Source organism: Streptomyces sp. NPDC049687 (genome assembly GCF_044465285.1).
Taxonomy (GTDB): domain Bacteria; phylum Actinomycetota; class Actinomycetes; order Streptomycetales; family Streptomycetaceae; genus Streptomyces.
Window position 1 is genome coordinate 360,390 of record NZ_JBITLN010000002.1, and the last position, 11,522, is coordinate 371,911.

The 11,522-nt window shown below is 73.2% G+C and carries 7 protein-coding genes; 5 read left to right on the forward strand and 2 right to left on the reverse strand.

All coding sequences use genetic code 11. The features are described from left to right. The first annotated feature begins 96 nt into the window (after positions 1-96). From ACIBVL_RS06705 to ACIBVL_RS06720, 4 genes are all read left to right on the forward strand, one after another. On the forward strand, positions 97-2,595 hold the full coding sequence (locus ACIBVL_RS06705) for a SpoIIE family protein phosphatase (RefSeq protein WP_399092911.1): 2,499 nt from the start codon (positions 97-99) through the stop codon (positions 2,593-2,595). A 78-nt stretch (positions 2,596-2,673) separates the two neighbouring features. Next, complete coding sequence (locus ACIBVL_RS06710) at positions 2,674-5,370, forward strand: SpoIIE family protein phosphatase (protein ID WP_399092914.1); 2,697 nt, start codon at positions 2,674-2,676, stop codon at positions 5,368-5,370. Positions 5,371-5,513: 143 nt separating this feature from the next. Continuing rightward, complete coding sequence (locus ACIBVL_RS06715; protein WP_399092917.1) at positions 5,514-6,878, forward strand: FAD-dependent oxidoreductase; 1,365 nt, start codon at positions 5,514-5,516, stop codon at positions 6,876-6,878. A 139-nt stretch (positions 6,879-7,017) separates the two neighbouring features. Continuing rightward, on the forward strand, positions 7,018-7,983 hold the full coding sequence (locus ACIBVL_RS06720; protein ID WP_399092920.1) for a DUF1152 domain-containing protein: 966 nt from the start codon (positions 7,018-7,020) through the stop codon (positions 7,981-7,983). A 68-nt stretch (positions 7,984-8,051) separates the two neighbouring features. Here the strand turns inward: ACIBVL_RS06720 and ACIBVL_RS06725 are convergent, their stop codons facing one another. Further along, the gene (locus tag ACIBVL_RS06725) at positions 8,052-9,845 is read right to left on the reverse strand and encodes a protein kinase (RefSeq protein WP_399092923.1); all 1,794 of its coding nucleotides are present in this window, start codon (positions 9,843-9,845) and stop codon (positions 8,052-8,054) included. 291 nt (positions 9,846-10,136) lie between these two features. Here ACIBVL_RS06725 and ACIBVL_RS06730 point away from each other — a divergent pair, with 291 nt between their 5' ends. Next, positions 10,137-10,646 (forward strand): hypothetical protein, encoded by a 510-nt coding sequence (locus tag ACIBVL_RS06730; protein ID WP_399092926.1) that lies wholly within the window; start codon positions 10,137-10,139, stop codon positions 10,644-10,646. A gap of 33 nt (positions 10,647-10,679) precedes the next feature. Here ACIBVL_RS06730 and ACIBVL_RS06735 read toward each other — a convergent pair whose 3' ends face one another. Next, positions 10,680-11,174, reverse strand: a complete 495-nt coding sequence (locus tag ACIBVL_RS06735) for a roadblock/LC7 domain-containing protein (protein WP_399092929.1) — start codon at positions 11,172-11,174, stop codon at positions 10,680-10,682. Between the last annotated feature and the right edge of the window lie 348 nt (positions 11,175-11,522).

The following is an 11,522-nucleotide window of genomic DNA, read 5'->3' on the forward strand; positions in this document are numbered from 1 at the left end:
GCCGCCCCTCCGGCAGCGCGCGGATGCACACCGGGGTCGGCGTGGCGCATTCTTGCTGTGTCGCCCACGCGGTGGTGCACGGACGAGGTAGGGCCGATGACTGGGAGCGCCAGGGACGAGCGGAGGCCGGCCGGGACGCCGCGAGCGCTGCTGACCGCGGCCGCGGCCGACGCGCTGCGGGCGGCGGACGGCCGCGCCGGGGGCGCGTACCTGTGCTCGCCCACGCCCGGGATCCTGCGGCTCGCCGTCCTCGCCGGGCTGCCCGGACCGCTGTTCCGGCCCTGGGGGCGGTTGCATCTGGACCGGCCGTTCCCGGTGGCGGACGTGCACCGGACGGGCGTACCCGTGGTGCTGGCGAACGCCACGGAGACGATGCGCCGGTATCCGCAACTCGCCGCGGGCCTGCCCTTCCATTTCGGCTCCCTGTACGTCCCGATCGCGGCGCGGGGCCGGTCCTTCGGGGTCCTGCTCGTGCTGCGTGCGGCGGCCTCCGACGCCGCGGAGGTGCTGGCGGAGCGCGAGCGGCTGGCGCGGGTGGCGGACGATCTGGCGGCCGGGCTGCTGCGGCTGGAGGCGGACGGCCAGGCCGTCACCTGGGACGAGGAGCCGGTGTGCGTACGGCCGCCGACGGCCGGCCCGGCGCCGGGGCGGGTCGGCCGTTTCTCGTGGGATCCGGCGTCCGACACGGTCGTCGCCGACGAGCGGTCGCGTGCCCTGTTCGGGCTTGCGCCCGGGGACCTTCCCGGCACCCTGGACGCCCTGGCCCGGGCCGTCGATCCGGTCGACGCACACCGGCTGACCGGCCTTCTGCACGAGTCCGCCCGGGGCAACCCGCCGTCCGTTCCGATCGAGGTGCGCACCACGGCGGGCGGACTGCGGCTGCTGGAGCTGTGGGCGGCCTCCGACGCGGCGTACGGGCCCGTCACCGGTGTCCTGCTCGACCCCGGCGCCGGTGCCCTGGCCGACGGCGCCGCCGACCTCCTCCCGGAGGGTGTCTTCTGCCTGGACCGGCTCGGGCTGATCGTCTACGCCAATGCGCGGGCCGCGCACTTCCTGGGCGTGGACCGGGCCGAGCTGGCCGGGCGGTCGCTGTGGGACGCGGTGCCCTGGCTGAGCCAGCCCACCTGCGAGGAGCATCTGCGCGGCGCCCTGCTCGTGCCGGAGCCGGTGCATTTCCACATACGGCGGCCGGCCGACGGTCCACGGGTGTACGAGGGCGACTGGCTGAGCCTGTCCGTCTACCCCGGCCCTGACCTGCTCACCTGTACCGCCGTACCGGCGAACCGCGTCCCGCCCGACTCGGCCCCCGAACCGGTGGCCGCCGAGGTCCCGGTGCCGGACGCGGCCGCGTCGACGAGGCCGCTGTACCGGCCGATCGTGCTGGCGATCGCGCTGACCGAGGCGGTGACCGCCCGCCAGGTGTCGGCGGTGGTCATGCAGGAACTGCTGCCCGCGTTCGGCGGCCGCCGGCTCGCGATCTACCTGCTGCAGGAACGGCATCTGTATCTGGCGTGGGAGAGCGGCTTCCCGGAGGGCTTCCTGGCGCCGTTCGAGGGGGTGGGTCTCGACGCCCGGCTGCCCGGGGTGGAGACGTTGAACACCGGCCGTCCGCTGTTCTTCGACTCGATGCAGCAGCTGGCGGACGCCTACCCGGGCATCGCGCTGGACGCGGAGGAAGGCGCCCGCGCCTTCCTCCCGCTGATCGCCTCGGGCCGTCCGGTCGGCTCGTGCATCCTCGGCTTCGACGGTCCGCGCAGCTTCAGCCAGGAGGAGCGCACCGTGCTGACGGCGCTCGCCGGGCTGATCGCCCACGCGATGGAGAAGGCCAAGCGCTACGACACCGAGGCGGCCCTCGCGCGCGGGCTGCAGCAGGCCCTGCTCCCCCGGCGGCTGTCGCAGCACGCGCGCGTGGAGACCGCGGGGCGCTATCTGCCGGGCACCGAGGGCATGGACGTGGGCGGCGACTGGTACGACGTGGTGGAGGCCGGCGACGGGCTGGCGCTGGTCATCGGGGACGTGCAGGGGCACGGGGTGCAGGCGGCGGCCACCATGGGGCAGCTGCGCAGCGCGGTGCGCGCCTTCGCGCTCGGCGACCGGCCGCCCGACGAGGTCATGTCGGGGACGAACAAACTCCTCATCGACCTCGACCCCGGCCAGTTCGCCAGCTGCTGCTACGTCCGTCTCGACCCCGCCACCGGTATGGCCCGGGCGGCCCGCGCCGGCCATCTGCCGCCGCTGCTGCGCCGCCGGGACGGCCGCACGACGGTGGTGGAGCTGCCGGGCGGAGTGGTGCTCGGGGTCGACCCGTGCGCCCGGTACCCGGTGACGGACCTGCGGCTGGAGCCGGGCGCGATCCTGGCGCTGTACACGGACGGGCTGGTGGAGCGGCCCGGGCACGACATCGACGACGGCATCGCCACCCTGCGCGCGGTCCTGGCCGGCGCGGGTGACGACGGCGGACGCTCCCTCGGGGACGTCGCCGACCGGCTGACCGCCACGGCCCGGCAGGCCGCCGACCGGCCCGACGACATCGCCCTGTTGCTCGCCACCCGCCCGGACGGACTCCAGGCTGCGACGACGTCCGAGATCACATAGCGAGATCACGGCGACCCCGGCCCATGACCCTGTGTGACGCCCCTCGCCTCGCGCGGCCGGGCAGTGTAGGAATGGCTCATGGCACGTGTCCTGGGGCGCTCGGGTGCCCGGCCGGCCCGTCGTCCCCGGGGCCCGGGGGTCCGGCGTGCGCCCGAGTCGGCGCTGGGCGGGCGCAGTCTCGCCGCACAGGTGTTCGTCCTACAGGTGGCGATCGTGCTGCTGCTGGTCGTGGCGGCCGTGGTGGCGCTGCTGCTGCAGGTGCGGCACGACAGCACGCAGGAGGCCCGCAACCGCTCCCTCGCCGTGGCGGAGACCTTCGCCAACTCGCCGGGCCTCGTCGAGGACCTGCGCGGCTCGGATCCGACGGCGGTGCTCCAGCCGGCGGCCGAGGCCGCCCGCGAGGCGGCCGACATGGACTTCATCGTCGTCATGAACACCGACGGCATCCGCTACACCCATCCCAAGCCGGACCGCATCGGCAAGAAGTTCGTCGGGAACATCCAGCCCGCTCTGGACGGCGGCACCGTGGTCGAGGAGGTCGACGGGACCATCGGGCGGCTCGTGCAGGCCGTCGTACCGGTGAAGGCGCCCGACGGGACGGTCGTGGGACTGGTGTCCTCCGGCATCACCACCGAGCACGTCGGCGGCAACGCCGACCGTCAGCTGCCGCTCGTCCTCGGCAGCGCCGCCGCGGCCCTCGTCCTGGCCACCGCCGGCACGGCGCTGGTCAGCCGCCGTCTGCTGCGCCAGACCCACGGTCTGGGACCGCGCGAGATGACCCGGATGTACGAGCACCACGACGCGGTGCTGCACGCCGTACGCGAAGGGGTGATCATCGTCGGCGGCGACGGCGAACTGCTGCTCGCCAACGACGAGGCCCACCGGCTGCTGGACCTGCCCCCGGACGCCGAGCGCCGCCAGGTCCTCGACCTGGGCCTGGACCCCGGCACGGCGGAGCTGCTGGCGTCCGGGCGGATGGTCACGGACGAGGTGCACCTGGTCGGCGGCCGGCTGCTGGCGATCAACCAGCGGCCCACCGACCTGGCGGGCGGCCCGGCGGGCAGTGTGGCCACGCTGCGCGACTCCACGGAGCTGCGCGCCCTGTCCGGCCGGGCTGAGGCCGCCCGTGAGCGCCTCGACCTGCTGTACGCGGCCGGGGTCGGCATCGGGACGAGTCTGGACGTCACCCGCACGGCCGAGGAGCTGACGGAGCTGGCGGTGCCCCGGTTCGCGGACTTCGTCACCGTCGACCTGTTCGAGGCGGTCCTGGACGGGGAGGAACCCGAGGCGCGGGCCACGCTGCGGCGGACGGCGCTGAGCGGGGTCCGCAAGGGCGCGCCGCTGTACGCGGTGGGCGAGCGGATCCGGTTCGTGGACTCGGCGCCGCAGTCCCGCAGTCTGGCATCGGAACGGCCCGTGCTGGAGGCGCGGCTCTCCGCGTCGCCGGGCTGGCGGGCGCAGGATCTGGAGCGGACCGAGCAGGTCATGGAGTTCGGCATCCACTCGCTGATCACCGTGCCGGTGCGGGCGGGCGCGCTGGTGCTGGGCGTGGTCAGTTTCCTGCGGTCGGAGCGGCCGGAGCCGTTCGACCCGGAGGAGGTGGCGCTGGCGGAGGAGCTGGTGGCGCGCGCCGCGGTCTCCATCGACAACGCGCGCCGCTTCACCCGTGAGCACGGCATGGCCGTCACCCTTCAGCGCAGTCTGCTGCCGCGCACCCTGCCCGAGCAGAACGCTCTGGACATCGCCTACCGCTATCTGCCCGCGCAGGCCGGTGTGGGCGGCGACTGGTTCGACGTCCTGCCGTTGTCCGGGGCCCGGGTGGCGCTGGTCGTCGGTGACGTGGTCGGTCACGGGCTGCACGCGGCGGCCACGATGGGGCGGCTGCGCACCGCCGTGCACAACTTCTCCGCCCTGGACCTGCCGCCCGAGGAGCTTCTCGGGCTACTGGACGAGCTGGTGGCCCGGATCGACCAGGACGAGGCGGCCGACGATGCCAACGCGCCGGTGTCCGGGGCGACGTGTCTGTACGCCATCTACGATCCGGTGTCGCGGCGGTGCACCGTCGCCCGGGCCGGCCATCCGCCGCCCGCGCTGGTCCACCCCGACGGCCGGGTGGAGTACCCCGACGTACCGGCCGGTCTGCCGTTGGGGCTCGGCGGGCTGCCGTTCGAGACGGCCGAGCTGGATCTGGCGGAGGGCAGCCGGCTGGTGCTGTACACGGACGGGCTGGTCGAGGACCGGCAGCGGGACATCGACACCGGTCTGGAGCTGCTGCGCTCGGCCCTGGAGCGGAGCGCCTCGGGTACGCCCGAGGAGGCCTGCCGGAGTGTCCTGGACGAGCTGCTGCCCGCCCGCCCGAACGACGACATCGCCCTGATCGTGGCCTGCACCAGGGCGCTCGGGGCGGACCGGATAGCCGAGTGGGACGTTCCGGTGGACCCGGCGGCGGTGGGCGAGGTGCGTGCCGCGGTCGTCCGGCAGCTGGCGGTGTGGGACCTGGAGGAGCTGTCGTTCACGACGGAGCTGATCCTGAGCGAGCTGGTGACGAACGCGATCCGGTACGGCACTCCCCCGGTCCGCGTCCGGCTGCTCCGCGACCGCACGCTGATCTGCGAGGTGTCCGACGGGAGCAGCACCTCGCCGCATCTGCGGTACGCGGCGATGACGGACGAGGGCGGCCGCGGGCTGTTCCTGGTGGCGCAGCTCACCGACCGCTGGGGCACCCGCTACACACCCACGGGCAAGGTCATCTGGGCGGAACAGCCGCTGCCGTAGGGCGGGTCGCCCGCACCGCCATCCGATCTTTGACTCATAAACGATGTTTATGAGTCCATAGACCGGACCCGTGTACCGACTTAGGTATGCCTCAGTTTAGGCTTCCCCGAGTTGATCTGTCGCCGCTCGAAGGGAACCTGATCATGCCCCGCCCCCTGCGGGTAGCCATCGTCGGAGCCGGCCCCGCCGGGATATACGCCGCCGACGCGCTGCTCAAGTCCGATGTGGCCACCGACCCCGGTGTCTCCATCGACCTCTTCGAGCGGATGCCGGCCCCGTTCGGACTGATCCGTTACGGCGTGGCCCCCGACCACCCCCGGATCAAGGGCATCATCACCGCCCTGCACCAGGTGCTCGACAAGCCGCAGATCCGCCTCTTCGGCAACGTCGACTACCCGTCCGACATCAGCCTGGACGACCTCCGCGCCTTCTACGACGCCGTCATCTTCTCGACCGGCGCCATGGCCGACCGCGAGCTCGCGATACCCGGAATCGAGCTCGACGGCTCCTACGGCGCCGCCGACTTCGTCTCCTGGTACGACGGCCACCCGGACGTACCGCGCACCTGGCCGCTGGAGGCGGAGAAGGTCGCCGTGCTCGGCGTCGGCAACGTGGCGCTGGACGTGGCCCGCATCCTCGCCAAGACGGCGGACGAGCTGCTGCCGACGGAGATCCCGCCGAACGTGTACGACGGTCTGAAGGCCAACAAGGCGCTGGAGATCCACGTCTTCGGCCGCCGTGGCCCGGCGCAGGCGAAGTTCTCCCCGATGGAGCTGCGGGAGCTCGACCACTCCCCCAACATCGAGGTCGTCGTCGACCCCGAGGACATCGACTACGACGAGGGTTCGATCGCGACGCGGCGCGGCAACAAGCAGGCCGACATGGTCGCCAAGACGCTGGAGAACTGGGCGATCCGTGACATCGGCGAGCGCCCGCACAAGCTGTTCCTGCACTTCTTCGAGTCGCCCTCGGAGATCCTCGGCGAGGACGGCAGGGTCGTCGGCCTGCGCACCGAGCGCACCGCCCTGGACGGCACCGGCAACGTCAAGGGCACCGGCGCGTTCAAGGACTGGGACGTCAGCGCGATCTACCGCGCGGTCGGCTACCTCTCCGAGAAGCTGCCCAAGCTGCCCTGGGACATCGACTCGGGCACGGTCCCGGACGAGGGCGGCCGGGTCATCGAGGAGAGCGGCACGCATCTGCAGTCGGTGTACGTCACCGGCTGGATCCGGCGCGGACCGGTCGGCCTCATCGGCCACACCAAGGGCGACGCCAACGAGACGGTGTCGAACCTCCTGGACGACCACGCCAACGGCCGTCTGCAGACGCCCGCTTCGCCCGAGCCGGAGGCGGTGGACGCGTTCCTCGCCGAGCGCGAGGTCCGTTTCACGACCTGGGAGGGCTGGTACAAGCTGGACGCCGCCGAGAAGGCGCTGGGCGAGCCGCAGGACCGCGAGCGCGTGAAGATCGTCGAGCGTGAGGACATGCTGCGGGAGAGCGGCGCGTAGCCGTGCCGGGGTGGCCCGGCGGCGCAACTTCGCCGGGCCACCGTCTCCGTACGCCGAGGACGGCCGTCGGCGCCAACGGCTGATCGCCGGTGGCACAAAATCGCTGGGGCGCATGATCGCCGCCTGCTAGCGTCCCCGCGTGTTCTCCCTCCACGAGCCTCCCCTGTTCACCCGGCTGCGCGACGCTCGGCGGGTGCTCGTCGCCGGTGCGGGCGGCGGTTTCGACGTGTACGCGGGCCTTCCGCTGGCGCTGGCGCTGCGCTCGGCCGGCAAGGAAGTCCATCTGGCCAACCTCTCCTTCACCGAGCTGTACGGCCTGCCCACCGAGGTCTGGCTGGAGCCGGACGTCGCGGCGGTGTGCCCCGACACCCCGGCCCGCGGCGACTACTTCCCCGAACACGCCCTGGCCACCTGGCTGGACCTGCAGGGCCTGCCCGCCACGGTGTACGCCTTCCCGCGGACCGGGGTGGCACCGCTGCGGGACGCCTACCGGGCTCTGGTGCGGCATCTCGGCGGCGTCGACGCCCTCGTCCTCGTGGACGGCGGCACGGACATCCTGATGCGCGGCGACGAACACGGGCTGGGCACGCCCGAGGAGGACATGGCCAGCCTGGCCGCCGTGCACGCCCTCGACGAGGTCGAGCACCGGCTGGTGGTATGCCTGGGCTTCGGTGTGGACGCCTATCACGGCGTCAACCACTCCCTGGTACTGGAGAACCTGGCCGCGCTGGACCGCGAGGGCGCCTACCTCGGCGCGTTCTCCCTGCCCCGCGACAGCCGCGAAGGGGCGATGTACCTGGACGCGGTGGCCCACGCCCAGGCGTCCACCCCCGGGCACCCGAGCATCGTGAACGGCTCCGTGGCAGCCGCCGTACGCGGCGACTTCGGCAACGTACGGTTCACCGAGCGCACCCGGGACAGCGAGCTCTTCGTCAACCCCCTCATGTCGCTGTACTTCTGCGTCGACGCCGTGGGCCTGTCCCGGCGCAACCTCTACCTGGACCGCCTGACGGAGACGGTCCTGATGCGGCAGATCAGCACCCGTATCGAGGAGTTCCGCGAAGAACTCCCCTTGCTGCGGCAGCCGCGGGCGTTTCCGCACTGAGGCGCTCTCGTCAGCGTCGGTGTCGTGGCACAGGGGGTTGCCCGATCAGGACTCCGGTCCGGGGCCTGTCAGCCGTCGTCGCGTGCATGGGCCTCGATGACCTTGCCGTGCACATCGGCCTCCAGGTAGGCGCCGCCGTAGTCGTCGGCGAGGTAGACGTTCATCGTCGGAGGGTCGTCGAAGATGGTGGACGCCGGGTCGATCACGAGATAACGGCTGGTGGGGTCGCTGATGTTGAGTGTCCGCCCGGCCTCGGCGAGCAGCTTGGGTATGGCGTCCCAGTTGAAGGTGTTCAGGTCGACGGGGGTCTCCCCGCTGCGCACGGTGCCCCCGGGCCCGTCCTTCACGGCCACGTCCCCGCCCCGGTACTCGTAGCGGTCGTAGAGCTTGGGGTTCCCGTCAACGGGCGCCTCGGCGATGGCGTATTCCGGGTAGACCACGAGGCTGGTGACCCTGGTGCCGCCCATGGCGGCGGACAGCTTCTCCACCGTCGTCCGCACACCGTCCTCGGTGAGCAGGTTGAGCGTCTTCCCGGACTGCCCGTCGGACGCGGCACTCGCGGACGGGGAGCCCGACCGGCCGTTCTGCGAGGCGGTCGCGGAGGGATGCGTCCCGGCCGCGCCGCTGTCGCCGCCGCCGTCCTGTATCTGCGGGACCGCCCAGACGACGACACCGGTCAGGGCGGTACCGATGACGGCCCTGGCGACGGCCGTCGTCAAGGGACGGCGGGATCCGGGTGGGGTGGGGGAGGTCGCGGCCGTCACGTCGACGGGGGCAGGGGCGGAGGACGGCGGCGCGATGGGATACGAGGTCGGCACGCCGGTGAGTCCCGGGGCCGCCACGGAGGCCGAGACGTGATCGGCCACGGGGGCGCCGAAGGAGCCCGGGGGCGTGTGCGAGGCACCGGCGGGTGCGGCGGTGCCTCCCGGCCCCGCGGGCGGGACCTTCCACGCCCCGGATCCGGCGACACCCCCGGACGGCGGCCCGAAGGCGCCCACCGGCCCCACCGACGCCTCCGGAGCCTCCCCCGTCACCGCCGCCAGCAGACGGTCGACCTCCTCGGCCTCGGGGCGGGCCTGGGGATCGCGGACGAGGAGGGACATGAGGAGGCCGGTCAGCGGGCCTGCCTGCCGGGGTGGGGGTACGTCCTCGCCGAGCACGGCGGCCAGCGTGGCGAGGGTGCTGGCCCGGCGCAGCGGATGGTGGCCCTCCACGGCGACGTACAGCAGCATCCCCAGGGACCAGAGGTCGGCGGCCGGGCCGCCCTCCTTGCCGGTGACGCGTTCCGGCGCCATGAAGTCGGGCGAGCCGATGACGGCGCCGGTGGCGGTGAGGCTCGTGGCCTCGCGGACGGCGGCGATGCCGAAGTCGGTGAGCACGGGCCGCCCGTCGGGGCGCAGCAGGACGTTCGCCGGTTTCACGTCGCGGTGCTCGATGCCGACGGCGTGCGCGGCGCGCAGTGCGGACAGCACCTCGCGTCCCACCCGGGCGGCCTCGACCGGGGTCAACACGCCGCGCTGCAGCCGGTCCTGGAGCGAGCCTCCCGTGACCAGCTCCATCACGATCCACGGATAGGTGCCCTCGCCGCCGTCGACGATGTGGTGGATGGTGACCACGTTGGGGTGGTGCACGCGGGCCAGTGCGCGGGCCTCGCGCAGAACGCGCTCGCGCAGCGTGCGGGCGCCCTCGGGGTCGTATTCGGCCAGCGCCGGATCCGGCGGCCGGACCTCCTTCACCGCCACGTCCCGGTGCAGGGCCAGGTCATGGGCGTGCCACACCCAGCCCATGCCCCCGCCGCCGAGCCGCCGGAGCAGTTCGAATCGGCCGTCGATGACGCGTCTGTCAGGTTCCCCGGTGTTCATGGAGGGAGCTTAGGGGTAGACGCGGACAGTGGTGTGTCCGCCAGAGGGGGCACAGCACGAATGGTCCGCGCGGCCATGGGCATGCTGTGAACGAGGTCACTTCCGGTCGGGCCGCGCCGGAACCTTTCCGGACTCGTCGCCCTCCCCCCACGAACGCCACGAAGGACATGTGCTTTGGCTCTTACGTACCCTGACGCCCCTTCGGCCCGACGTCCCGGCCGTTGCTGGACGATCCGTGTGGTCGGGCACCGGGACCGCACCGCTTCGGTCACCTGCTCGTCGGCGTGCGCGATGCCACCGCGCTCCCGCGACATCGCTGTCCTGCGCCGCTTCGCCGAGGCCCACGCGGCCGCGCACGCCAGAGCGGCGGCGGTGCATCACGACGCCGCCTGCTGGTGCCGGCGTCAGGGGTGCGCGCTGCACGAGGGCACCCGGGTCAACTGCGCGGGCTCGGTCGTCCTCGTGCTGCGGCACGATCCGGCGGTCGGCCAGGTGTGGACGCTCACCGAAGTGTGCTCCGCCTGCGCTCCGTTGATGCCCCACGCGCGCGTGATCAGCCGCGCGGTTCCGCCGCCGTCTCCGCCCCGGGACGCGGAGCGGGAGCCGTACGACCAGCGTCTTTCGCCGTCCGGCCCCACGACTCCGACCGTGGCACCGCCGCGCCTGGTCCCGGGCGGCTTCAGCGCCCCCTCGGGTCCCGGTCCCGGTCCCGGCACCGGCCCCGACCGGACGGGAGGCCGACGCCGTGGCGGTGTCGGCAGGCGCCGCGGCCGCACGGAGACGGAGGGCAGGAGCGACTGAACCGGTCTGCCGTCCCGAGTGCCGGGCCCCGGCTCAGGGCTCGTGTCGGGACTGCGGGGGGATGCGGATGGGGAGGGAGCCCAGGTTCCGGCCGCGGAATGTGGGCGAGGCCGAGGCCGTTCCTCCCGGTCCCGGGAGGTGGGGGCGGTCGGGCGTGGGTCCTGCCGCCAGCAGCTCGGCGATTCGGGTGCCGCTGCGCCGCCCCTCCAGGTGCAGCCGGCCGACGTTGGCCCGGTCGTCCGCGAGCAGCGTGAGTACGGCGGACGGTCCGGCCGCGTAGGTCGCGACGTACCCCCCGGCGCCGCGGACGAGCAGTTCGCGGAACTCACCGCGGGCCGCGAGGTCGGCCATCCGGCGGCCCACGCCGAGGGCGGCCGCCGTGAGTGCCGCCAGCGCCTCCGCTTCGACGTCCGGCATGTCCCGGGCGAGGACGAGTCCGTCGGCGCTGGCCGCCAGCGCCCCCGTCAGCTGCGGCATGCGTGCGCGCAGCCGGTGCAGTTCGTTCAGAACCTCGGCCTCGACGGCCATGACCGTGTCCTTTCGGCGCGTTGTCGGCGAAAGCGGTTCAAGTGCGGGGCGGGACAAGGTAGTTCAGGGGCCCGAAGAGGTCGGGTGCCCTAGAGATTACGGAAAGTACCGACCTCAGGGAACGGCATTGGCATTTTCCCCTGGAACATGCTGTGCCGGTTTTTCCACCGAGGGGTCGCGGCCGTGATCGAGACTGCCGGTGACGGGCCGGGGCGGAAGGGGACGTCGACCTGGGAAGCGCGAGCCCGCGGGGTCGCGCTGGCGGGGACGCCGACGCGGCCGAGGGGAGCGGTGCGCCCGTTGCTGAGCGAGCTCCCCGAGATCAGAGCCACCTTGCCGTCGGGTCTT

Excerpts from the sequence above, each read along its gene's own strand:
- ACIBVL_RS06705 (WP_399092911.1), top strand. The coding sequence starts at position 97 with ATGACTGGGAGCGCCAGGGACGAGCGGAGGCCGGCCGGGACGCCGCGA.
- ACIBVL_RS06710 (WP_399092914.1), top strand. The coding sequence starts at position 2,674 with ATGGCACGTGTCCTGGGGCGCTCGGGTGCCCGGCCGGCCCGTCGTCCC.
- ACIBVL_RS06715 (WP_399092917.1), top strand. The coding sequence starts at position 5,514 with ATGCCCCGCCCCCTGCGGGTAGCCATCGTCGGAGCCGGCCCCGCCGGG.
- ACIBVL_RS06725 (WP_399092923.1), bottom strand. The coding sequence starts at position 9,845 with ATGAACACCGGGGAACCTGACAGACGCGTCATCGACGGCCGATTCGAA.
- ACIBVL_RS06730 (WP_399092926.1), top strand. The coding sequence starts at position 10,137 with ATGCCACCGCGCTCCCGCGACATCGCTGTCCTGCGCCGCTTCGCCGAG.
- ACIBVL_RS06735 (WP_399092929.1), bottom strand. The coding sequence starts at position 11,174 with ATGGCCGTCGAGGCCGAGGTTCTGAACGAACTGCACCGGCTGCGCGCA.